The sequence below is a fragment of the Caballeronia sordidicola genome (assembly GCF_001544455.2).
Classification (GTDB): domain Bacteria; phylum Pseudomonadota; class Gammaproteobacteria; order Burkholderiales; family Burkholderiaceae; genus Caballeronia; species Caballeronia sordidicola.
In genome coordinates, this window is the sequence record NZ_FCOC02000004.1 from 246,610 (window position 1) to 268,878 (window position 22,269).

The window sequence follows — 22,269 nt, forward strand, 5'->3', positions numbered from 1 at the left end:
AGGCAACTCCATGAAAGAGCATCCGGTTGAACGAGCAGCACGAATTGCAGGGGGCTACAAAGCCCTCGGCGATCTGCTGGGTGTAACAAAGGGCGCGGTCCACCAGTGGTTGGACGAGAAGCGGCATGTTCCCGCCGCCCATTGCCCAAAGATCGAAACCTTTACCGGGGTGTCACGAAAGGATCTACGTCCGGACGACTGGAATAAATATTGGCCTGAACTCGAATCACCCCGTACAGCAGAGGTTGCCTGACATGGAGCAGAAACAGAGCCTTGATCATGCCGTACCAGCGGCAGATAACGACCGTGAGCAGCGCGAGGCGTTTTACGTGGCCGCTATTGGAGGCTCTGGAGATTGGAAGACATGTTCTGAACGTGAAGATCGAAAGACGCAATGACCATGTCACTAACGTTCTCCTTATTCAATAAGGTAACTCGTGCGATCTCCGCGGCCTTCGAGTGCTCGGCAAGCAAGCCTGGAAGTGCTTGTGGCGGGAGCACTCGAAGTAGAGCGTCGAACATCACTTGCAACGCCATGCATTCGCCTTTGATCTCACATATTTTTTCTGTTGCTTCTTGCAAGTCTTTCATGGGTATCCCCGTAGGAATTGGTTGTGTGAGAGCTTTCAATTCTACAGTCGAAAGACGGGATACCCGCCCTAAATAAAGGAGCGCGCGTGCTTACTGCCGCTGAGTTGAAAGAGATACGCGCGGTGCTGTGTGAGATGGCTGCGCGAGGATGCGTTGAGGTTCAGCTTGAGCGCGCGTGGAAGGATTTGGTTGCTCAGTATCAGGCGCTGAAAGCGGCGACAGCGAAGCCAGGAGCAGTAGCGAAGTAACTGACGACGATGGTCATCCTGCCGGGTTCACCCGGTCTCGTTGAGGACTACTAAACCGTCCGTCTCCGTCACGCAGGTTTGTTGTTTTCATTTTTGTTTTACCCGTCTTGTTTTTGTTGTTGACCGAAATATACGTTCCGCAGCGCAGCAATAAAACGTTCGATTGGAGATGCAGTGAACATTACCGATGCAGTTTACGCAGTTGTCCACGATTACCCGGGTGGCTCCGAATCGCTTGCGCCGCGCTTGGGTATGTCGCCCGCAATGCTCCGGAACAAGGTCAACCCAAACAACACCACGCACCATTTGACGTTGGCTGAAGCGCTGCGCATATCCCAGATCACTGGCGATGTGCGCATTGCCGAGGCTATCGCTAACGAACTCGGCTACACGATGGTTCAGACGCCGCGCGTGGAAGAGTGCTGCGACTCCGCCATCGTCGAGTTGATGGGCGAAGCGTGGAGCACGCACGGCGATGTGGGCAAGGAAATCTGCAAGACGCTCGAAGACGGGCGCGTCGAGATCAAGGAGGTTGATCGCGTCGAGTCGCGGATCTACAAACACGCGCAGGTGGGTCAGGATTCCGTGCAAACCAACAACCGACTCAATAGTTTCGAATCGATGATGACGCAGGCGCGCCATGATCCAGCGCTCGACGATTTGAACCGCTACTTCAACCTTCGGCTTCTCGTAAGTCAGCAACTGTCTGTCATGAGGAACAACGCGTAGTCAAAGGCGCGTTCTTCGAGATCACCCATCCATTTCACCCGCTTCGCGGAAATAGCTTCGTTTTGGTCAGCCGGCGGCTGAACTGGGGCGAGGATCGGGTGATGTATTTCGACGCGAACAAGCGCCTGCGTTCGGTTTTGGCATCTTGGACAGACGTGCCGGAACCGGATTTGTTCGCGCAAGCTTCGGAAGTTCGATCCTCGTTTAGAACGGACGACTTGCTTCGATTGCGTGCGCTAATCGACGATTTGCTAGGTGCTCGCGATGTCAAATAAATTTCGCCGCTTATGTAAGGATAAATACGCCGTCGTCACGATACTGAAGCATCTGATTGATCAGGAAGTCTTATGTCTATCCAGCTCTAATTTGCCGTTATTTCAGAGTAAATCAATCATTGAAATCCTTGACAGATTGATTTTACTGTCATATTTTAGTTGTCATTTTAACAACAACGGATACTCTAATGACCAAGCCGCCGTCAAAGCGAGATCGACTACGCGAACTCGGCGGCCTCAATCCTCATCCCGATCGAATACAAGCGCCCTGGTTCCGATCGGGCGATTTCTTCGATCCCGACGACATGGTTCAGGTCAAGTACGAGATGTTGCGTCATGTTCAGGTCGACGGCGCCTCCAAGGCCGAGGCGGCCGCATTGTTCGGAATGTCCAGGCCAACGTTCTATCAAGCAGAGAGTGCCTTTGCGAGCGAGGGGTTGCCGGGGCTGCTCCCGAAACAGCGTGGGCCCAAAGGCGCACACAAACTCAACTCGACGGTTATGGCGTTCATCGAAGAGCGCTTACAGGACGACAACACCATCCACGCTCGCGCGCTCGCACAGGAGATAGAAACCGCGCTGGATCTATCGGTCCACCCACGCAGTATCGAACGCGCGCTGGCGCGCAAAAAAAAACCTTAGACGATTCGGCTCAATTTATTTCGCCATCGTCGGCGCTTGGACGCTACGAAGCGCTGCGGGCCGAGCTCTTCGGCACAGATCCTCACTCCGAAGGCCACGCCGCAATACGCTTTCATGGGGTATTGAACGGCCTCGCGATCAAACTCTCGCATGCTCTGTGCACCGAAGTTGCCGTCCCGGCCGTGTTTGATTCCAACTCAGTGCGGGATAACGGTGCGCTCGTACGCGTGCTGGCCAACCTCGTGCTGCGCGCCCACGAGGAGCTTGCCCATGTCTACTAACTCCGCTCAGAAGGTCACCTCGGAACATCTCCGGCGAGATGCCTTTCTTTATGTTCGCCAATCGTCGCTTCGACAGATGTTCGAGAATACCGAGAGTACGAAGCGGCAATATGCACTGCGCGATCGTGCCGTTTCGCTCGGCTGGCCAATTGAGCGTATTCACGTCGTCGATAACGATCTCGGTATGTCCGGATCCAGCGCTAAGGAACGAGACGGCTTTCAGCACTTGGTTGCCGAGGTGGCCAACGGTCACGCCGGCATCGTGCTGGGATTGGAAGTGTCCCGTCTTGCGCGCAATAATGCGGACTGGCATCGCCTGATCGAGCTTGCATCGCTCACGCAAACTTTGATTTTGGACGAAGATGGAATTTACGATCCGGGCCAATTTAACGACCGTCTTCTACTGGGATTGAAGGGCGCCATGAGTGAGGCTGAACTTCATATTCTCAAGGGTCGTCTGCAAGGCGGGATCGAGAACAAGGCACGCAGGGGCGAACTGGAAGTGCCTTTGCCGATCGGCCTTGTTATCACCCGAATGGCTCAGTGGCGCTCGATCCTGATCAACAAGTACGGGGAGCGCTGCAGTTGCTCTTCGACACGTTTCGGCAAGCTGCATCCGCTACCGCGACGGTCAGGCGATTTCGCCAGGAAGGCTGGCTGTTTCCGCGTCGCATCCGCCGCGGAATCGGGAGGGAGACCTGCTTTGGGGGCCCCTGGAACACTGCCGGGTCATTCAGATTCTGCATAACCCTCGTTACGCCGGTGCGTTCGTGTACGGGCGCACCCGCGGAGCATACCGTCCCGGTCGCAAATCCACATCGCTGAAGGTTGCTCGCGAGAACTGGCAAGTGCTGATTCAGAATTCTCATCCAGGTTTTATCGATTGGGACGAGTTCGAACGTAACCAGGCTACCCTTAAGCAGAATCTAACCGGATTCGGCCTCGATCGACGTGGCAGCATGCCACGTGAGGGTGTCGGCCTCCTGCAGGGGCGTGTCGTGTGCGGTGCCTGTGGAGCACGCATGCGCGTACGATATCAAGAGGTCGATAATAAACTTCAGCCCTACTATATGTGCACGGAGAATCCGGTACGTCGTGCAGGCAAGCCCTGCCAATCGGTTCGCGGAAGCGCCATCGATGACGCTATCGGCTCGCTGCTTTTGGAGAGCGTTGCGCCAGCTGTGCTCGAGGTCGCGCTAGCGGTCGAAGATGAGATATCGGGGCGCGTCAAACAGGCCACGGCGCAGCGTCAGAAGCAACTAGTTCGAGCGCGCTACGACGCCGACACACCCTTGGAAATGCCCAGCGACGCGGCGATTCGATCGTGCGAGAAGCCGGCGTCGAATTTAAGTCGTAAAACGTCCTTGATCATGCGCATGTTCATCCGGTGCGCGGGCATCGTCTCTCCGGCCAAAGCCGGCGAGCATAACCCGCGTGGTTGATGTCATGCGCAACGCCAATCCTGCTGTCCGGTCCGCTCGGTCACGTTCCCGAAACGGCCAGTCACGTTGCCGAAATCGTCGGTCACGATCCCGAAACGGCAGGTCATCTTCATCCGAAATACGCAGCTACATCCAACTGAGCGACGTCCCTCAACCGCTGATGGAGCGCAGCCACCAGCATCTGGACGGTGCGACCAGCGACAAGCTGATCGCTTTCAATGATTGCCCACTGGTCGGGCGCATTGAGGAGAGCGACGGCGTCTATGAAATTGAGTATCCATTTCCGCGCTCGACGATCCGCGATGACTTCGTCTCGTGGCTGATGCGCTGGGGAATTAGCTTTCGGGTGGAGCAATGAGACGCTTCGAATACATGGACCCGTCGCTCGTGCTCGAGCGCAAGCAGGAAGGCACATGCATTGGATGTGGCGACCTTATCCGATCGCGCTGGGGAGGAGTCACGAAATACCTTTGCAATAAAGCATTTCAAAAGGCGATCCACCGAGTGGATCGAGATGCGCCGCTGCAAGAAATATCACTTGGGAGCACCTATGACACGCGACGAGAGCGAGCAAATTGAAATCTTGCTGACAGACTGGTATCAATGGCAGGCCGGCTACTTCCCGGCGCTGGGCGGCGGCCGCGTAGATCCGTCATGCCGCAACTTCCCCGAGAGCGATCGCCACTCCGACATCGAGGACCGCACGGACGCTGCGGAGCGGCGGTTAAAGAAGAAGCAAGCCGAGCAGGTCGACCTGTGTGTTGATGCGCTCGTATGGCAGCAGCGCGCATCAATCCAGACGCACATGAAGAACAAACTGGCGGGCGTTGAAGTCTGGAGCAACCCGCGCATCACATTCGAAGAGATGCACGAGTTGTATCAGGATGCCAAGCAGGCGTTGTTGCCCGCTCTGCGTCGACGCGGCATGATCAAGAGCGTCGTCGTCGGATAAACAGGGGGGCGCTCGTCGGTAGAACTGTCAACCTTCACTGGATTACTTGGCTGCGCCTACCAGGCTAAACGCATCGAAGCTTGAATCAATCGGCGTATGACCTATATGAGTCAATGCTTCTTCAACGAGAGGCTCACAGGCTGCATAGTCTGAGTTCATGCTGTCAGTGTGCGCCTGGGGAAAATTCACAGACTGAACCTTCCCGCCCCAACGATCGACGGTTGCAGTCATGCTGCATTTGCCCGCACCGCCGATCTTCAAGTCCAAGAGGATCACGTTCATTTCAAAAGCAGCATCTGAATTAGAAAAATTCCACTGCATCACCAGACGGTCGGCTGGGGTATTCGTGTCGACCAGCTTCATTGTCTTGTCTGGGATTCCAACTGCTGCGACCAGGTCAAGAGCATTGGACCCAATGAGGGCGCCAGAATCTTTGCGAGCCTCATGGGTTCGGTAAGCCGCACACCCACTGAGAGCCGTGACGAGGGAAAGCAATAGAACAGTGAAAAGTCGCACAACGACTCCTTTGGAAAGAGATGTGAAAGGCCTCGGGCGATCAAGTCACATGCCCACGGCCGCGCTCGATGCGTGGTCGTCATAGCAAGAATGCGACCCGATGGAAAGCTTACTTAATTGAAAGTGCGTCTTACCGGCGCTTGCGAGCGATAGGTGCCATTGCGAGTCTTCTGCCGAGCGTCATTCGAGGCGCGCACTGCGTGCGATTCCACCGGTGGAGTGATGTCCCGTCAATACCAAGCGACACCTGGCCGTCGCTAAGCCGCTTTTTGGCTGACTGGCATCTTTGCGGTGAATAAGGTCCCAGACTGATCGGACGAAGACACAGTTAGCGTACCGTGGTGCGAATTGACGATTTCGCTGCAGATAAAAAGCCCGAGCCCTAAACCACCTCCCGGTTTGCTGGTTTTCGGCCGCCAATAAGGTTCGAATAGATTTCCCAGCGATTCGGCAGCGATCGTATTGCCGAGGTTATGCACACTCAATTCCAGTGTCTCATTTTCAATACGAGCCTTTACGGTTACGGGATGATCTGTCGAACCATGAAAGACTGCATTCGAAAGCAAATTTGAAAGCAACTGCTGAAGGCGCGTGTTATCGCAATACACCACGCTTTCCACGGAAAGATCGGCAATGATCATGCAATCTGGATTTGCGGTTTGCACTTCGCTCACGACCTCGCGCAACTCGGTTTCCAGGACTGAGTCTGGCTTAATATCCGCCTCAATACCGGCTCCCAACCTTCCTCTCGCGAAATCCAGCACGTCGTTGATAAGTGCACTCATTCTGCGCGAGGCGCCTAGCAACCGTGCCCCAAACTTTGCTAGATCCACGTCTGCTTTCCGAAGCGCGAGCAGTTCGCCCGTCGCGCTCACAACAGCTAAGGGTGAGCGCAAATCGTGGCCCAGGACTGCGATGAATTGTTCGCGGAGGTGCGCATCTTGCTCTCGGCGCTCCGCCAAGCGCTGCGCCATTTGTTCGCGGTTTTCGTTTTCAATCTGCAAGGCGATCACTTCAGCAAACGCCTCCATCATCTTGACAACTCGTTCATCGGACGGATGCGCGGGCTTTGAGTCGATTGCGCATAGATTCCCAAAGTACTCACCGGTCGAGAGCACGATCGGCACTGAAATATAACTTTCGAGCCCATAAATCTGTGATGTGGGATGCCCGGCGTAATGCGCGTCCTCACTGAAACTGTCGATAACGATCGGTTCGCGCCGATTGCGCGACTCATGACACAGCGTCGTGCGTAATTCAAGTTGTGAGCCTGCCTGCAGCCCGAAACCGATTTCGTCGTTTACGGCACACGCTGTCCATGTCAAATCTGTCACGCGTGCCACAGCAGAAAACCCCATGCCGGCGTTTTTGCAAATCACGCGAAGCATCGACGGAATGGCGGTAACCGCTCCAATCAAGGCCACGTCGTGTGCAATCGATTCCGGAGCGTCAGGATCCCTTATTGGATTGGTCATATGATTGGCAAGGTGGCCTAGGGCTCATTGTGAGGCCGTCCGCGGCGAGCATGTAGATAACGGGCCTCAAGATTGCTCGACAAACCTCACCTGAGCGCTTTTGTGTGCGACAACAATTGGTGGAGTATCGGCATGACATGGCAATCGGCGCGTACAAGGATTTGGACCGGCCGGACAGTGGAATCGGCTGCGAATAAGTTTCGCGTGCTGGTAGTGGACGATAACGTAGACGCGGCGGATGCATTGGCCATGTACCTGCAGTACGAAAATTTGGAATTGCGAACTGCATACGGCGGGAGGCAGGCGGTCGATGTTGCGATCGCGTGGGGTCCGCATATGGTAATCATGGACAGTTCTATGCCCGACTGCAATGGAATTGAGGCAGCCCAACACATGCGCGCCGACGCTCGGACTAGTCATATAGCGATAATTGCATTCACGGCACTCGACGAGAACGAAGTGCGCCGACATCTAGCCGATAACGAATTCGATGCGTACTGCCAAAAAGGAGAGCCTCCCAGCCGTCTGGTGGCGCTGTTGGCGCGGTTGACGAAAAAATAATTGGCCGCACCGGCCGTGGCGAAGGGGCAAAATTAATTTTTGCAAAAAGGCGTTGTAAACCCCGAAAACCTTCGCTATATTGACGGGGTCGGGTGCGAGGTGCGCCCAGAGAAAGCCCACACGGTTAGCCGCGTGGGCTTTTTCCGTTTACGCCCGAGGGATCATGAACCTAAAAACCATCATCGCGAAGGTTGTCTCGTGGTTCAAAGGCGAGGCATCGACCATTGAGCATGACATCGCGTTGCGCGTCGATGCCGCTACCGCCTTGCTCAATGCAGAATTCACGGCGCGATTCAGCGCTGATCAAGCGTTGTCTTCGCGTTTATCCACCATCGAGGAAGCCATGAGCACACCCGCTACCGCAGCAGCGCCGGCCGCACAAGCCACGCCAGTGAACCAAATCAACACCGCAGTGCAGATCGCGCTTACGCTGAAGGCTATCGATGCATCGCTGTCGGTCGATGCAGTGCAGGCCGCAACGAACGCCGCACTCGGCGCGCTGTACCCGACAACAGCCTAAGCCATGATGGCGCCGATTCGCACCGCGCATTGCAACGTTGTGTTCGGTGCGCCCGTCGATTGGGACGAGGAGAAGGATGGCAAATGTGGTGCATTGCCGATCTATCGTGATGCAGCAACCCAGACGATGCATTCGTTCTGGCAGCCGAACGAGCAGGAGATCGCCAACATCCTCGCGGGCGTGCCGATCCGGCTCACGATCATTGGCTCGGCACATCCTCCTGTCGCTATCCGACCGATGCGCCCGTGCAAGCATCGCGGGTGCAGTGCTCTTGTGCCTGGTGGCAAGACCTATTGCCCAGCGCATGCAAGTGAAGAGATCAAGTGGAAGCCTGATGCGGTGCGCGGCAACCGGCACGAGCGTGGCTACGGCAACGCATGGATGAAGCGCCGCGATCGCATCTTGCGTCGTGACTGCGGACTGTGTCAGGTCTGCAAGCGGGTCGGGTGCGTGACTATCGCAACGGAAGTGGATCATCGAGTGCCCAAGTCGCAGGGCGGCACCGATGACGATGACAACTTGCATTCGATATGCAAGCCATGCCACAAATCGAAGACGGGAAGCGAGCGGAAAGTGTAAAACGTTGCGTGAAACCAACGTTTCGAGGGCGTTCCACGCGAGAAGCACCAAAAAGGTGCATTCATGTTGTGATTTTGCAACATAAAACGATACTATTGGGTGGGGGGTCTTAAGTCTATGGCTATTACGGCTAGGACCGACCGTTCCGTCAAATTTTCACCGCCGCGAAAAATGAAAAGCGGGTTTTCCGCCCGACACGTTTTCGCATGTAAGAGTTACAACGGCAAAATCGGCAACCCTGGCAAGCGGGCGCTAAATAAAGACGAGCCAAACTTTGGTCTCGCAACGAATATCGAGTGTCCTGTCTGGGTTTTGGGGTATGCGGCAGAGATGTGGGACCGCGTAGCGCCCGCGCTATGCGCGAACAAAATCATGCAGGTGACCGATCTGCACAACCTCGAAGTCTTCTGCATGGCGTACGGGCGGTTGCGGCTGGCAGAAGAGGACATGAGCCGGAACGGAATTGTTGTCGCAGGCGCGCAAGGCGGCCCGATGAAGAATCCGGCTGCGACCGTAGCGAATGAAGCGGCTCGGCAGATGGCGACGTTTGGCGCGCTGCTCGGGCTTGATCCATCCAGCCGCCAGAGCATGACCGGCGGCAAGAAAAAAGACAGCGGCAATCCTTTCGCCGCATTGCTCGGCGGCTAAACCTGATGGCGACAACGATTTCGCGAGTGGAGCGAGGGCTCCAGTTCGCGCGTGATGTCGTGCGTGGGAAGAAACCTGCCGGTCGGCTTGTCGTGCTCGCGTGTCAGCGGCATCTCGACGACATCGCGGCGAGCCGGAAGAAAGAATTCAAGTGGAAGTTTGATGCGGCGGCAGCCGAACGGAAGATCGCGCTGATCGAACTGATGCCGCACGTGAAAGGCGAGTGAGGCTTCAAACGTCAGCTCGTGACGCTCGAGCCGTGGCAGATATTCGGCTTGATGGTCACATTTGGGTGGTTGAGCAAGCGCACGGGGAAGCGGCGCTTCCGTGAAAGCTACTGGGAAGTGCCCCGGAAGAACGGCAAGTCGGTGATCGCGGCCGGCGTCGGACTCGGCATGTTCCTGATGGACGATGAATTCGGCGCGGAAGTGTACGCCGGCGCGACCACGGAAAAGCAGGCGTGGGAGGTTTTCAGGCCCGCGCGGCTGATGGTAAAGCGTTCGCAACTGCTGATTGACGCGGCAGGAATCGAGGTGAACGCCTCGAATTTGAATAAGCCGGCCGATGGAAGTCGCTTTAAGCCGCTAATTGGCAATGCGGGTGACGGATCCTCTCCATCATGCGCGATCGTCGACGAGTATCACGAGCACGACAGTTCCGCGCTCTACGAAACCATGTTGACCGGCATGGGGGCTCGGCGGCAGCCATTGATGTTCATCATCACGACCGCCGGCGCGAACATTGAAGGGCACGGTCTGGACGCAAGCACGCGCCGATGCTCGCCTTACCGCTGATCTGCTTCGCTTCGGCGCCGCCGTCGATAGCCTGGTCAAAGTGCCGCTCTCGCCGCAACAGAAAGCCGCGATCGTGGACTTCACGTTCAATCTCGGCTCCGGAAATCTCCAATCCTCGACGCTGCTGAAGCTGCTAAACGCCGGCGATTATGCCGGCGCGGCGAACGAATTTCCAAAGTGGAATCTTGCGTCAGGCAAGGTCATGGCAGGCCTGGTCACGCGTCGCGCGCGCGAGCGCAGTCTTTTTCTAATCGGAGCATGGAGATGATCACGATCATCGTTGGATTCATCGTCGCTCACATCGGCGCGATCGGCGCGGCTCTTGTCGCCGCGGGCAGCGTTTTGTTCGCTTGGGTTAAGACAAAGGGTGCGCAAACGACTGTCGCGCAAACCAAAGAACAAGCGCAATCCAAGGTCGATGTGGCCAACGCGAATGCACAGGTCGCGATCGATAACCTCAACGCGCGCAAGACGGCCGACGTCCAGGCGGACGCCGATGCGGCAAAGATTGCGGCCACAGCCGCGCAGGAGAGAACGAATGTTGAAAACGATCAAGCTGCTCTCAGCGACGACGCTGCTCGCGACAATCTGCTCAGCCATGCTCCACGGTTCAGCCGGCAGCAATCCAGGCACCGGTCAAGGAAGTTCCGGGACCGATCCGGGTCGTGGATAACTCGTGCATCTGGTTCAAGCCAGAAACGCCGACGGATAACGATGTGAAGGTGATGTCGCGCGGCTTGGTCGATCAGATCACGAACAATCTAAAGGTCGGGATTGAGCACTGCGGCTGGAAGATGGCGGCGCCAAAGTAATCATCAACGCTTCTTTGGCGCTTGCATAAGATCGATTGCCTGCACGACCAGGGCGGCGGATTTAGCTGCGCGATCTTCTAAGTCTCCAATTTGAGCCAGCAAATCCGCTTGCCGCTTTGCCAAAGCATCGAAGGCTTCCAGAGCTTGGGCTTTGCTGTGCTCGAGCTCGTGCATATCCTCGTGGTGGTGCGACTCGTCCTCGAAGAACATCTCGATGTATCGGCGCAGATCTTCACTCGTGCATGCCATCGCCCGTCTCCCTGCCTCTCGGCAACTCAATCTCGCCACCAGCCTTTGTTGGGAACAATATCAGGTGCGCTGGCGCCGGGTTCTGTTGGCTCATCGCCGGTTATTCGCGTTGAAAATAGCCGCCACCGCGTTTCTTTTGGCTCGGTGAAGCCATGCTTTCTACACCAGCGTTTAGTCAATACCGTGGCGTAATGCTGGGCATCTGCGCCGTCCATGCACTCGCTCAATATCGCTGTTCGCTCAGCCCAGAACTCCGCCGCGTTCGAACCGTCGTCGTCCTCCATGATGCACCCACATATACTGTATGGATGTACAGTGTATCGCGACATCAAAAAGCGCCTGATTTTCAGGCGATACCTCGCCCAAGCGATGGTCTAGGCCCCGAGATTTCCCATAAGGGACCGCGCGACGCTGTTCGCGATCGTCTTTATGACTTGGTTGTTGTCCGACACTTTTCTTATGCGTCTGACTTAATCCACTTGTTTAGCTCTGGTCGCATGGAAAAACGTGGCGCGGCAAACCAGTGGCGAAGCTCTTCCTCCCACTTGTCCACCAGGTAATCGCTAAGCTCAAACTCGTCATCAGGCGCGCCGCTTCCATCTTCGTGCAGAAAAAAATAGACGACACGCGTGCCGTCCCAATATGCACCTAGAAAGTCGGCAAGCAACGCCATTGTGCCGGGAGGCTGGGAGCGCAGTAGCGAGGTAAGGATTGCGTCGATTTCAGCATAGTGCAGTTGCATGTCAGTCTCCTTGGGCAATATGGAGGGAGCAGGAACTGAGCCGGGGCTTGCGTGACCACGCGCAATTGCCGTCTGGAGCCGTGCGATCTCTCGATTCGGAAATTGTTCGGGCTGTTACGGGTGCAGAATGGGTCGCGTGCGCAAGATACGGCTTTAGCGGCGACCGCAGTTTCGAGGTAGCTAGCCGATTACTCGCAGAATTCGAGAAGACGCAATCTTCTTTAAAAGTTGCCGCGAGGCTGTCTTCGGCGCTGTTGCCTTCACTCGTAAATCCACTTTTCCAGATCAGACCGTAATCCGTATCGCGGAGATTCCATCCAAGCTACTAGGTCGGCGTGCAGGCGGTTGCACGTACGTTCGTCGAGGTCGAATTTGTCGTACGACTCGCCACTGCCATCGTTTCGTAGTTCGGCACCTTTTGCCCACTGACCATCCCAAAACACAATGGTGTGCTCATTAAGCTCCGCGGTCGTACAGCGCGGCATGCCTCGAAGCAGCGTTGCCAAATGAGCCTGAAACGCCACACATCCCATATCCATGGTCGAACTCCGGTGAATGTCGAAAGTTTCGGCACCAGAGCAAACGGCGTGCCTTTAATCGTCGATGGGATGGACCAGGATCGACCTTGACACGGCCTCTCCGCTAAGATGGTGCAAGGAGGCGATTTATGTGCGCAAACTACGACCCGGCAGCCGAGATCGACTTCGAGGCATTCAGCCAATTTCCGAAGCCGAATTTTGATTACCCGGTCGAAACGTGGAAGGACTATCTCGCGCCGATCCTGCGTGCGAATGCCGGCGACTGCCTGACAGAGCCAGCCACCTTCGGCATGGTCCCGCGTGCGCACATCCCGGCAGGTGTGAAGTTGTTTGACACCATGAACGCCCGTGCGGAATTGGTGGGAGAGAAGCGAAGCTTTTCGGGACCGTGGAAGAAGCTACAGCTTTGCTTGATTCCGTGCCGTAGTTTTCATGAGCCGAGCTACGAAACCGGCTCTGCGGTGCGCTGGCGCATTGGCTTGGCATCGGGTGAGCCGCTCGCTATTGCTGGACTATGGCGTGAATGGCTAGAGCCGGAAGGCGTGGCGCTGTCGTTCACCATGTTGACCGTGAATTCCGACGACCACGCGTTGATGCGCCGATTCCATAAACCTGGCGCTGAAAAGCGGTCTGTGGTGATCCTTCGGCCCGAACAGTACGACGACTGGCTGTCGTGCCGCTCAACGGATGAGGCCCGCTCGTTCCTGAACCTTTACCCATCCCATGAGATGACATCGGCGCCGGCACCGATTCCGCCACGAAGGAAAAAGGTCGACTCTGGCGACACTGACACTCTGTTGTAGAGCAGCCAGTGCTTTGTTAGAGCAAAAAGCCCCGTGGTTTTACGAACGGGGAGCTCGGCAATCCCTGAGCGCACCATCGCCGAATAAGGACGGTAGAACGATAACGCGTCGGCCGAAATTTCGTGACAACGTCTTGCGCAACAGAATCTGCAAAACCTGAAACGTTCGTTGCCGAGTCACGGAAATCGCTTATTCGAGTCAGGCGGCGCAGGAGGTGGTTTTGCCCCCTAAAGTCCAGACCTTCCTCGCGCCTCAGCCAACAGTAAGTACAGTGAGTGCAGCCCTACCAGCTGACTGCCGGTTTCGTCTTTCCAAGCCCTGTTGATCACTTCCCGGTATCCCTCGGCTCGATCGATCACGCGCCTCAGATGCTCAATCTCAAGGATCAAGCGCCGCACCTGTTTATCAGGATACGCAGCCCACAACCGACGCAGCTCTGCATATGTGGGCGCTTCAAAGGGAGGAAGTGGCTTATAGGACACGGAACCCTGTCCCTAAAAAATACTGTATGGATATACAGTATAAGCCACGGAAATCATGGCACTACAATTGCCCTGAAAGCGATCCAACCTCCGGCAAAAAAAGACGCGTATGAGGCAACTCCCAAGGCGATTGAGACCCATTGAATACGGGAGCCCCATCTATGCCAATAGGGCGGTGCGTTAGGTAGAACCGCGTTGCCATAGGCCGCCTGCGACAAATACCGCATAGCGGTGGATGTGCCCGCAGATCCGGCTCCAATCATGAACACAAACAGTGCGCCGCCCACCTTCGTCAAAATCGAGGTCAATGGCGGACCGTCCAATTTGGTTACGGCATTTCCGACAAATGCAAGCATGGCAACCGCCGCACCTCCGTTTAGCAATATGGCCGACTTCAATGCGGTCTGACCCGCCTCGATGACCGCTTTAAACATCTCTATGGTCATTCCCGACTGAGCAGACAACTGCGTCTTCCATACTTCCAGCTGATGCTGCGCTTGCGCCTCGGTGACTTGCGGGGGAAATGATTCTTGCTCTAAAGCGGTCGCGAGAATTTCGTCGATATAGGTTTGCATGTTGGGTACTGCAATTACCGTCTGTCCTGCCTCAGCGCATTGGTCAACCGCTGCTTTGATTTGTTGAATGACCTCGGAGGTTTTCATGGTCTCATTATTTTTTAACGGTGATGTATGGAAGCCTGAAATTTCAAGTGTAACTCACGCCCAAACTTGCCCGAGCACACGCAGCAGTTCATCCAAAACGCCACTGTAAGTGCTTGTTTTTCTATGTCACGTCGTTTGGTATTTTAGTAGTACTAAATAATGGAAAAAATGGTGTCAACCTCTTGAAAATAAAGGCTTAACATGGTTCGCTCGGCATTTCCTTGAACAGGATGTTCACGCCGACGTAATCGATAGTGTCCACGTCGAGAAGAGACATGGTAGTTCCCCAGCGCCCGATGCCGGGCAAAGATTGCAGGCGCGTATTGTAATGGACTGCGTCATCCCAAATAAGTACGCGGGGCGTGATTGCAACGGTGTACGACGCTCGAATGTGATGCCGTTCATCGCGCTTTGAAATTGACTATTTTAAAGGAGTTAAAAAACGATGATCGTGAATAGGAGAATACCTAAAAATACCCCGAATCAATTGACAGCGCTCATCTCGAAAAACAAACTGGGGTCACGTTATTGAACAGTTTGTGCGATTGAATACCGGACGGCGCACGAGCAAGCCATCATAGTCCGGCAGGAGCAGCAACATGAAATCGAAGTACAAAAAGTCCCTCAAGGCAACCATGATCGCGGCAGCGTCCCTAGTCCTGGCGACAAGCGCATTTGCGGCGTCGATCGACGGCACCGTAATGGTACGCGTCGGTGGCAGAGTGCAATCAGTGGACGCGAATATGCATCGCGTGACCGTCATCAACGCCCAGGGCGCCACGGAATCGTTCCAGGTAGGTGCAAGTGTCTCTGATCTTAACAAGCTTAGGGCGGGCACCAATGTAGTGGGCACGACCGCTCGTCCCGTTCGGCTCACTGTGCTTGAATCGTCAAGGCTCGCCGCGGTGCCCTCGCAAAACGGCAATGAAACTATCGCCCAGGTGACGAGCGTGGACAGTCAGCGTGGTTCCTTGACGCTCAAGGACACGTTGGGAGCCGAATTGACGGTGCAAGCGAACTCGCCCGGATCGGTCGCCGCCGTTGCGCCTGGTACGCGCGTACTTGTCAATGCAGTCAATCCCGCTTTGCTGGCTAACGGCCAAGCCCTCCAGTAAGCAGTCGGATTCCTCCGATAGCGGGGCATGCAGTAAGGCTCCATGATGCAAGCTTCGTTGGTCATCCAGATCCCCGCTGGATGACCAACGGTGAATCGTCCGGTTCGCTTTCGGTCGATTCAGCTTCTTAGGAAGCGCGGCGGAGCAGCAGTCAAAGTACCTCTGCGACCAAGCGTCGTCGCAAAAAAATCCACCCGGTGCAAGCCGAATGGATTTTTTTTACTCAAAAGTCCAAGCTCATATTTTTATAAGGATAACAAACCAAATAAACAAATCCTTTGCTTTAGCATTGATCAAATACTGGCTTGGCCTTGCAAAGAATTCCCGACGGTTTGCATGCTTGGTCGGAATGGTGATGCGCAGGATAAGCGCCGACTCATACGTTGCCAGGGGCATGCAAGCGCAAAGAGTTCGTTTGAAAAACGCGTGCTGATTTGCATCTTACGTTTGTGCTACACGCTTTTTAAAAGAGTTGGTTAATATACGTTCGCGTATCTGTCGGCCCACGCATAAGGCTTACGAGCCTTACAATTCTCTCGCGGGGTCCGCTGACACGCAGCGAAGCATGCAGTTCCAGCAGGACAAAGGCGGTGGACGCCGTTGGCGCTGCCGCACCAAAAATAAACCGCTTCTCGTGGAGAATCTCGTTATGTACCAAATCCGCATGGCTGCATTGGCTCTCGTCGTATCAGTGGCAACTGCTGGACTGACTGCTCCGGTCGCAATGGCACAAACGGCCGACACCGCCGCTTCCACGCCGAAGCAGGTGCAAAAGGCGCAACGCAAGGCTGACCGCAAGGCGGCCCGCGCCAAGAAGAATGCGGAACTGAAGGACTTGGAAAAGAACGGCTATCAGCCGGGCGGCGACCAGACCAATTATCCGCAGAACATCCAGAACGCAGAGAAGAAGTCGGCTGAAGCGAAGGCCAAGGCTGCGTCGGCTCCTTAAGCGGCGTACGAAATCGGTTCAAATGGAATAACCCGCTCATGGCGGGTTATTTTTTGCGCGAATACACCATATGGCCGGAACTTGCCACGTGCCGGGCGCTTGGTGCGTGCGTTGATAAAACCCTTGTGGTGTGCCGGATTCGAGCGGGCCGGTGCATCGGCAGGCTTTTTGGTGAACCGGTAGAATCGGATGCCATTTTGCGTAGGCTCATTTTGGGGTGGCGTGCTCGTTCAGGCATCTTCACGGCGGCTCCGCGTGGTTGTTGCGCGCCCTGCGCCGGCTTATGGCCGGCTTCACTTTCTACCAGGCGGTATATGCGACGTTCCGCATTTTTTATCCGCGTAATCGGCATCGGAATCCTGTTTCACGTGTATATCGGCATGCGCCTCATTCCCGTGGCGCCCGTGGGCCCTGCACTCAAGATATTGGCGGTGCTGGCGTTGGCGGCATCCATCGTGTTGATCCCGCTTGGCATGATGGCGCGCAATATCGAGCAGCAGCCGCTGTCCGACCGGCTCGCGTGGACCGGACTGCTGGTGATGGGATTTTTCTCGTCATTGCTCGTGCTCACGTTTCTTCGCGACGTCGTGCTGCTGGTGCTGCATCTGGCGAGCAGCGGCGAAAATGTTGTCGATCCGTGGCCCGGCTTCAAGGCGTGGAGTGCGCTCGGCGTGCCATTGCTTGCCGTGCTGGTGACGCTGTTCGGCATTTACAGCGCGCGCCGCCGCGCGGCGGTCAAGAATGTGGATGTATCTATCGATAACCTGCCTGCCGCCCTGCATGGCTTCACCATCGTGCAAATCAGCGATATCCATGTTGGCCCGACAATCAAGCGTCACTATGTGGAAAAGATCGTGGCCGCGGTCAACGCATTGAAGCCCGATTTGATTGCCGTCACGGGCGATGTGGTCGACGGTTCTGTGCCGCAACTTGCCGCGCACACGCAGCCGCTATCCGACCTGAAGGCACGCCATGGGGCGTTCCTCGTGACCGGAAATCACGAGTACTACGCCGGTGCCGACCGGTGGATCGCGGAATTTCGCCGCCTTGGACTGACCGTTTTATTGAACGAACACGTGGTGGTGGATCACGACGGCGAACGCGCCGTCGTGGCTGGCGTGACCGATTACGGCGCGGGCAGTTTCGATCCTGCGCATAAAAGCGATCCGGCCAAGGCGATGCTCGGCGCGCCAGCCGACATCATGTTCCGTCTGCTCCTCGCGCATCAGCCGCGCAGCGCGCCGGCGGCGTCGAAGGCAGGTTTTACGCTGCAATTGTCCGGCCACACACATGGCGGCCAGTTTCTGCCGTGGAATTTCTTCGTGCGGCTTCAGCAGCCATTCGTTGCCGGTCTTGAAAAACTCAATGATTTGTGGGTCTACACAAGCCGCGGGACAGGTTACTGGGGGCCGCCGATCCGGATTGCCGCACCGTCCGAAATCACGCTCCTTCGCCTTCTGAGCAGCGCCCGTTCCGCCTGACGTATTTGCCAGCGCACAAACGACTTGCAAAGGAAAGGATTGATGACTTCGCGTCGATATCCTTTCCCATAATTCCCGATATCGGATTAAACCGGATTTTTTAATTAAAAAGTCGATTTCACGATAATCAGTAATTAATCGGCCTTTCTCCCTGTTTCATGGACAACGCTGTGTTGCGCACGGTATAAATATCGTCAGCGCATTAATGCGTTTGCGTGTCTGATTCAATTGACTGTATTGATTCAATACGTGATTTTAATTCCATTCGCCCGGAGAATTGCATGAACGCAAAATGGACTTTGGCAGTATTGCTGACGTGTTTGACCATGACGGCGCAAGCCAATGCACAAACCAGTGACCCGCTTTCCAGTGATGCAATCAAAACCGCACTGGCTTCCGAACCGCGTCATTTGCAGGCGCAAATCGTCGGTATCGACGCCAGCACGCGAACCTTGTCGCTCAAAGGGACCAAAGGGCGCGTAATACCGGTGTCGATCGGCAAGCAGGTGACGAATTTCGATACGCTTAAAATAGGCGATCGCGTGGATGTGCTGATAAAAGAGGCGTTATTGCTGGATGCGGTAAAACCGCAAAATAAAGATGACGGATTGAGAAAACGCGTGGATACGACTGCTTTTGCGCCTGCTTCTGACGCATCGGGTTTCGGCGCGGCGAAGGAAGTCGATATTATCGCAACAGTACAGCGTATTGATCCTAAGAAGAAAACGATTACCCTGCGAGGTCCGTGGCGAACCGAGACCTTTGGTCTGACACCTGAACTGGCCGCCAAGAAATTCAAGGTCGGGGACAGCGTTCACGCGGTCTATATTTCGGCGACGGCGGTTCAGGTGACCCCAGTCGCCAAATAAATCAAATCCTGATCAGGACCGCGCCCGCTGTAACAAGCGCACACGCCGCAATGCGCCGCGCGGTCAGCTTTTCGCTCATGAATATCCATCCGATCAGCACTGCAAAGATAGAGCTGAGTTCGCGCAACGCCGAGACCATGGCAATGGGCAGGTAGCGAAACGCGATGACCACGATTCCGTACGCGACCATTGCAATCGCGCCACCCGCCATGCCTTGCAGCGAACGGCGTGCATCGCTTGAGAACAATCGGCGCGGGCCGCCGTATCGATACAGCGCGAACGCTGCAAACGGCACGTTGAACAGAAGATATACCCACGCAATGTAGGCGAAGCCGCTGCCGGCGACCCGCACGCCCATGCCATCCACGATTGTGTAAGCCGAGATGAACGCGCCTGTCACGAGCGCGGCGGGCACGCTTGCGGTGGCGAAGCGGCGCTTGCGGAACGCGAGTGAAACGATGCCTGCGGAAACCAGTGCCACGCCTGCCAGCGCCAGCGGCCGGAGATGTTCGCCCGCGAAAATGAATGCGCCCGCGAAGACGAGCAGCGGCGAAAGGCCTCGCGCAATGGGATAGATCTGCCCGAAGTCGCCTGCTTTATAGGCTTTCGCGAGCGCCACGCAGTAGCCGAACTGAAATACCGCCGATGCCCCGATGTAGGGCCAGCTTCCGCGCGCCGGCGCCGGTACGAAGAGCAGCGCGATCGCCGAGCACACTATGTACGGAAACGACATCATGCCGAACTGCCAGACGCGGTCCTCGCTGGTATGGAGGAAGGCGTTCCACGTTGCATGCAATAACGCGGAAAACAGCACGAGCAGAACGATGAAAGGCTGCATCGGAAGAAAGGAGAGTTGGAAAACGCCACGCTGATTGTGTGGCAAGGAGTGGCGTTGAATGGCGAAAAGTGGCAATCGGAAAGCGGCTCATTATGTCAGAGAACACGGCGCAGCGACACTGCGTCAATGCGCTGGGAAACGCATGGGGTATGCGTCTCATGCGCCAAAACCCGCCCCGGGAAACTCCGCATATTGAATAAATCTTACATTTCCTACACTCAGAAAGCTTCTATTCAAAGCACAACCATAACGGAGACCGCCATGTTTGCCCGACTGACCTGCATTGCTCTTGCAACGTTCGCGTTTGCATCGACTTCGTATGCCGCCGATCCGATCAAGATCGGCGTCGACGGACCTTTCACAGGCGGTTCTTCGTCGATGGGCGTCAGCATGCGTGACGGCGTGCGCCTTGCCACCGCCGAGATCAACAAGTCGGGTGGCGTGCTGGGCCGCCCGCTAGTCCTCGTTGAACGCGACGACGAAGCGAAGAACGAGCGCGGCGTCCAGATCGCGCAGGAGTTGATCAACAAGGAAAAGGTCGTGGCGGTGGTGGGATACATCAACACGGGCGTTGCGCTCGCGTCGCAACGCTTCTTCCAGGAAAGCAAGATCCCGGTCTTCAATAACGTTGCAACGGGTTCCATCATCACCCGGCAGTTCGCCGATCAGCCTGAAAACTATGTCTTTCGCAATGCTGCCGCGGACAGGATCCAGGCGCCGATGATCGTGGAGGAAGCCATCACCAAGCGTGGCTTCAAGAAGGTCGCGATTCTTGCTGATTCGACCAACTATGGCCAGCTCGGCCGCGAGGATCTGGAGAAGGCGCTTGCTGCGAAGGGCGTCAAGCCGGTCGCGACCGAGAAGTTCAACATCAAGGACGTGGACATGACGGCCCAGTTGCTGAAGGCGAAGGAAGCCGGCGCCGAGGCGGTGCTGACTTATGGCATTGGACCCGAGCTCGCGCAGATCGCCAACGGCATGGCCAAGCTCGGCTGGAAGGTGCCGCTGATTGGAAGCTGGACGCTTTCGATGGCCAATTACATCGACAATGCCGGGGCCAACGGCGAAGGCGCGCGCATGCCGCAGACCTTCATTCAGGAAGCGAACACGCCGAAGCGCAAGGCGTTTATCGATGCCTATCTGGCCGAGTTCAAGCCCAAGAACAACCGGATCGATTCGCCGGTTTCCGCAGCCCAGGGTTATGACTCCGTCTACCTGCTCGCCGCCGCGATCACGCAGGCCGGATCGACCGATGGCCCGAAAGTCAAGGCCGCGCTGGAAGGGCTGAACAAGAAGGTCGAGGGCGTTGTAATGGTCTACGACAAGCCTTTCACGAAGGACGATCACGAGGCGATCAGCGCCAACGTGCCTGTCGTGGGCGAAGTGAAGGGCGGACGCGTGGTGTTTGCCTACGACGCCGACAAGAAAGGCGGTGGCGAGCTGCGCACGAAGCAGACGACGACCGCCGCGAACTGAGTTTGCCATCGGAAATGCTCCCGCGCCCGCCTGACGGCGGGCGCGGCTTTGCTTGTGCGCAAAGCTCCGGACGCGTCCGGCCCTTGTCTGGCCTCCAGCCACCTTCGACATCAAGGCGCAACACATGGCCATCCTTCTTCAGCTTGTCTACAGCGGCGTCGCGCTCGGCATGATCTACGCCGTGATCGCGTTCGGTTACCAACTGACGTTCGCCACATCGGGCACGCTTAATTTCGGCCAGGGCGATGCGCTGATGCTCGGCGCGCTGGTCGGCCTGACGCTCGTTTCGGCCGGGGTGAACTACTGGCTGATGATTCCGATGGTCTGCGTTTTCGGCCTCGCGCAAGGTGCGCTGGTCGAGCGCATTGGCGTGCGGCCGGCGATCAGGATCAAGTCGGAGTTCGGCTGGATCATGTCGACCATCGCGCTTGGCATCATCTTCAAGAACGTCGCGGAGAATGTCTGGGGACGCGACGACCTGCGTTTTCCGTCGCCATTGCCGGAGGCGCCGATCAAGGTCCTTGGCGCGAACATCCTGCCGATGGAACTGCTGGTCGTAGGCGGCGCGCTGCTGATGATGCTCGCGGTCGAGTTCTTCAACCGCAAGACGATCTTCGGCAAGGCCGTGGTCGCCACTGCGAACGATCGCGACGCCGCCGCGCTGATGGGCATCAACACAGGGCTCGTGATCACGTTTTCGTACGCGCTGTCGTCGCTGACCGCTGCGTTCGCGGGCGTGCTGGTCGCGCCGCTCACGCTGACGGGCGCGACCATGGGCGCCGTGCTCGGATTGAAGGCGTTCGCGGTCGCGATCATCGGCGGATTGTCGAGCGGCATGGGGATCATCGTGGGCGGGATGATCCTCGGCATTGCCGAAACCACGACCGGTTTTTATCTTTCGACCGGCTATAAGGACGTGCCGGGCCTCGTGCTGCTGCTGATCGTGCTGGCGCTCAAGCCGGCCGGGCTGTTCGGCAAGACCGCGATCAAGAAGGTGTGA

General features: G+C 56.4%; 29 protein-coding genes and 2 pseudogenes. 23 read left to right on the top strand and 8 right to left on the bottom strand.

Features of this window, described 5'->3' with window-relative positions:
- Positions 1 to 10 precede the first annotated feature (10 nt).
- Positions 11 to 253 carry a transcriptional regulator gene (locus AWB64_RS30845; RefSeq protein ID WP_075643268.1) on the top strand — a complete coding sequence of 81 codons (243 nt, stop codon included), beginning with the start codon at positions 11 to 13 and terminating at the stop codon, positions 251 to 253.
- An 83-nt stretch (positions 254 to 336) separates the two neighbouring features.
- Here AWB64_RS30845 and AWB64_RS10400 read toward each other — a convergent pair whose 3' ends face one another.
- Positions 337 to 591 (bottom strand): hypothetical protein, encoded by a 255-nt coding sequence (locus AWB64_RS10400; RefSeq protein WP_060818618.1) that lies wholly within the window; start codon positions 589 to 591, stop codon positions 337 to 339.
- A gap of 86 nt (positions 592 to 677) precedes the next feature.
- Here AWB64_RS10400 and AWB64_RS31550 point away from each other — a divergent pair, with 86 nt between their 5' ends.
- The 8 genes and pseudogenes from AWB64_RS31550 (at position 678) to AWB64_RS10430 (ending at position 5,159) form a co-directional block, all read left to right on the top strand.
- A complete protein-coding gene (locus AWB64_RS31550; protein ID WP_157766610.1) occupies positions 678 to 839 on the top strand; it encodes a hypothetical protein in 162 nt (53 codons plus the stop codon).
- 174 nt (positions 840 to 1,013) lie between these two features.
- Positions 1,014 to 1,412: pseudogene (locus tag AWB64_RS32595) on the top strand (phage regulatory CII family protein); the annotation flags it as partial.
- Positions 1,413 to 1,588: 176 nt separating this feature from the next.
- Positions 1,589 to 1,843, top strand: a complete 255-nt coding sequence (locus tag AWB64_RS31915; protein ID WP_167353915.1) for a DUF5372 family protein — start codon at positions 1,589 to 1,591, stop codon at positions 1,841 to 1,843.
- Between the two features lie 188 nt (positions 1,844 to 2,031).
- Entirely contained in the window at positions 2,032 to 2,484 is a 453-nt protein-coding gene (locus AWB64_RS10415) for a helix-turn-helix domain-containing protein (RefSeq protein WP_060818620.1), read from the top strand.
- 270 nt (positions 2,485 to 2,754) lie between these two features.
- Positions 2,755 to 3,513 carry a recombinase family protein gene (locus AWB64_RS32240; protein ID WP_244164011.1) on the top strand — a complete coding sequence of 253 codons (759 nt, stop codon included), beginning with the start codon at positions 2,755 to 2,757 and terminating at the stop codon, positions 3,511 to 3,513.
- On the top strand, positions 3,506 to 4,207 hold the full coding sequence (locus AWB64_RS32700) for a recombinase family protein (RefSeq protein ID WP_374728614.1): 702 nt from the start codon (positions 3,506 to 3,508) through the stop codon (positions 4,205 to 4,207). Before AWB64_RS32240 ends, AWB64_RS32700 begins: the two co-directional genes overlap by 8 nt.
- A 160-nt stretch (positions 4,208 to 4,367) precedes the next feature.
- The gene (locus tag AWB64_RS10425) at positions 4,368 to 4,565 is read left to right on the top strand and encodes a hypothetical protein (RefSeq protein ID WP_060818621.1); all 198 of its coding nucleotides are present in this window, start codon (positions 4,368 to 4,370) and stop codon (positions 4,563 to 4,565) included.
- 60 nt (positions 4,566 to 4,625) lie between these two features.
- Complete coding sequence (locus tag AWB64_RS10430; protein ID WP_244164012.1) at positions 4,626 to 5,159, top strand: hypothetical protein; 534 nt, start codon at positions 4,626 to 4,628, stop codon at positions 5,157 to 5,159.
- A gap of 42 nt (positions 5,160 to 5,201) precedes the next feature.
- Here AWB64_RS10430 and AWB64_RS10435 read toward each other — a convergent pair whose 3' ends face one another.
- Together AWB64_RS10435 and AWB64_RS10440 are read right to left on the bottom strand one after the other, a co-directional pair.
- Positions 5,202 to 5,522: a hypothetical protein gene (locus AWB64_RS10435; protein ID WP_157766611.1), complete on the bottom strand. Its 321-nt coding sequence runs from the start codon at positions 5,520 to 5,522 to the stop codon at positions 5,202 to 5,204.
- Positions 5,523 to 5,932: 410 nt separating this feature from the next.
- Positions 5,933 to 7,150, bottom strand: a complete 1,218-nt coding sequence (locus AWB64_RS10440; protein ID WP_060818624.1) for a GAF domain-containing sensor histidine kinase — start codon at positions 7,148 to 7,150, stop codon at positions 5,933 to 5,935.
- A 132-nt stretch (positions 7,151 to 7,282) separates the two neighbouring features.
- Here AWB64_RS10440 and AWB64_RS10445 point away from each other — a divergent pair, with 132 nt between their 5' ends.
- The 7 genes and pseudogenes from AWB64_RS10445 (at position 7,283) to AWB64_RS10475 (ending at position 10,972) form a co-directional block, all read left to right on the top strand.
- Positions 7,283 to 7,711, top strand: coding sequence for a response regulator (locus AWB64_RS10445; RefSeq protein WP_060818625.1), 429 nt, complete (start codon positions 7,283 to 7,285; stop codon positions 7,709 to 7,711).
- A gap of 163 nt (positions 7,712 to 7,874) precedes the next feature.
- Positions 7,875 to 8,231 (top strand): hypothetical protein, encoded by a 357-nt coding sequence (locus tag AWB64_RS10450; protein WP_060818626.1) that lies wholly within the window; start codon positions 7,875 to 7,877, stop codon positions 8,229 to 8,231.
- 6 nt (positions 8,232 to 8,237) lie between these two features.
- On the top strand, positions 8,238 to 8,810 hold the full coding sequence (locus AWB64_RS32705; RefSeq protein ID WP_374728612.1) for an HNH endonuclease: 573 nt from the start codon (positions 8,238 to 8,240) through the stop codon (positions 8,808 to 8,810).
- A 171-nt stretch (positions 8,811 to 8,981) separates the two neighbouring features.
- Positions 8,982 to 9,458 carry a phage terminase small subunit P27 family gene (locus AWB64_RS10460; protein ID WP_060818627.1) on the top strand — a complete coding sequence of 159 codons (477 nt, stop codon included), beginning with the start codon at positions 8,982 to 8,984 and terminating at the stop codon, positions 9,456 to 9,458.
- Positions 9,459 to 9,463: 5 nt separating this feature from the next.
- Positions 9,464 to 10,219: pseudogene (locus AWB64_RS10465) on the top strand (terminase large subunit domain-containing protein); the annotation flags it as partial.
- Positions 10,200 to 10,520, top strand: coding sequence for a lysozyme (locus tag AWB64_RS10470; protein ID WP_060818628.1), 321 nt, complete (start codon positions 10,200 to 10,202; stop codon positions 10,518 to 10,520). The pseudogene AWB64_RS10465 and the gene AWB64_RS10470, both read left to right, overlap by 20 nt.
- Positions 10,517 to 10,972, top strand: a complete 456-nt coding sequence (locus AWB64_RS10475) for a hypothetical protein (RefSeq protein WP_060818629.1) — start codon at positions 10,517 to 10,519, stop codon at positions 10,970 to 10,972. The genes AWB64_RS10470 and AWB64_RS10475 overlap by 4 nt, the downstream gene beginning before the upstream one ends.
- Before the next feature lie 95 nt (positions 10,973 to 11,067).
- Here the strand turns inward: AWB64_RS10475 and AWB64_RS10480 are convergent, their stop codons facing one another.
- From AWB64_RS10480 to AWB64_RS10485, 3 genes are all read right to left on the bottom strand, one after another.
- Positions 11,068 to 11,313, bottom strand: a complete 246-nt coding sequence (locus AWB64_RS10480; RefSeq protein WP_060818630.1) for a hypothetical protein — start codon at positions 11,311 to 11,313, stop codon at positions 11,068 to 11,070.
- A gap of 26 nt (positions 11,314 to 11,339) precedes the next feature.
- Positions 11,340 to 11,597: a hypothetical protein gene (locus AWB64_RS31555; RefSeq protein WP_157766612.1), complete on the bottom strand. Its 258-nt coding sequence runs from the start codon at positions 11,595 to 11,597 to the stop codon at positions 11,340 to 11,342.
- A gap of 173 nt (positions 11,598 to 11,770) precedes the next feature.
- Positions 11,771 to 12,055 (bottom strand): hypothetical protein, encoded by a 285-nt coding sequence (locus AWB64_RS10485; protein WP_060818631.1) that lies wholly within the window; start codon positions 12,053 to 12,055, stop codon positions 11,771 to 11,773.
- 667 nt (positions 12,056 to 12,722) lie between these two features.
- On the opposite strand from AWB64_RS10485, the gene AWB64_RS10495 reads away from it, so the two are divergent.
- Complete coding sequence (locus tag AWB64_RS10495) at positions 12,723 to 13,397, top strand: SOS response-associated peptidase (protein WP_060818633.1); 675 nt, start codon at positions 12,723 to 12,725, stop codon at positions 13,395 to 13,397.
- A 535-nt stretch (positions 13,398 to 13,932) separates the two neighbouring features.
- Here the strand turns inward: AWB64_RS10495 and AWB64_RS10500 are convergent.
- A complete protein-coding gene (locus AWB64_RS10500) occupies positions 13,933 to 14,541 on the bottom strand; it encodes a hypothetical protein (protein WP_060818634.1) in 609 nt (202 codons plus the stop codon).
- 599 nt (positions 14,542 to 15,140) lie between these two features.
- Between AWB64_RS10500 and AWB64_RS10505 the strand changes: the two genes are divergently transcribed.
- The 4 genes from AWB64_RS10505 (at position 15,141) to AWB64_RS10520 (ending at position 18,955) form a co-directional block, all read left to right on the top strand.
- Entirely contained in the window at positions 15,141 to 15,656 is a 516-nt protein-coding gene (locus AWB64_RS10505) for a hypothetical protein (protein ID WP_060818635.1), read from the top strand.
- 565 nt (positions 15,657 to 16,221) lie between these two features.
- Positions 16,222 to 16,605 (top strand): DUF4148 domain-containing protein, encoded by a 384-nt coding sequence (locus AWB64_RS10510; RefSeq protein ID WP_341845208.1) that lies wholly within the window; start codon positions 16,222 to 16,224, stop codon positions 16,603 to 16,605.
- Positions 16,606 to 16,919: 314 nt separating this feature from the next.
- Positions 16,920 to 18,086 carry a metallophosphoesterase gene (locus tag AWB64_RS10515; RefSeq protein ID WP_060818636.1) on the top strand — a complete coding sequence of 389 codons (1,167 nt, stop codon included), beginning with the start codon at positions 16,920 to 16,922 and terminating at the stop codon, positions 18,084 to 18,086.
- 281 nt (positions 18,087 to 18,367) lie between these two features.
- The gene (locus AWB64_RS10520; protein WP_060818637.1) at positions 18,368 to 18,955 is read left to right on the top strand and encodes a hypothetical protein; all 588 of its coding nucleotides are present in this window, start codon (positions 18,368 to 18,370) and stop codon (positions 18,953 to 18,955) included.
- A gap of 1 nt (position 18,956) precedes the next feature.
- Here AWB64_RS10520 and AWB64_RS10525 read toward each other — a convergent pair whose 3' ends face one another.
- Positions 18,957 to 19,793, bottom strand: a complete 837-nt coding sequence (locus tag AWB64_RS10525) for an EamA family transporter (protein ID WP_060818638.1) — start codon at positions 19,791 to 19,793, stop codon at positions 18,957 to 18,959.
- A gap of 261 nt (positions 19,794 to 20,054) precedes the next feature.
- On the opposite strand from AWB64_RS10525, the gene AWB64_RS10530 reads away from it, so the two are divergent.
- Positions 20,055 to 21,269, top strand: a complete 1,215-nt coding sequence (locus AWB64_RS10530) for an ABC transporter substrate-binding protein (RefSeq protein ID WP_060818639.1) — start codon at positions 20,055 to 20,057, stop codon at positions 21,267 to 21,269.
- 124 nt (positions 21,270 to 21,393) lie between these two features.
- Entirely contained in the window at positions 21,394 to 22,269 is an 876-nt protein-coding gene (locus tag AWB64_RS10535) for a branched-chain amino acid ABC transporter permease (protein WP_060818640.1), read from the top strand.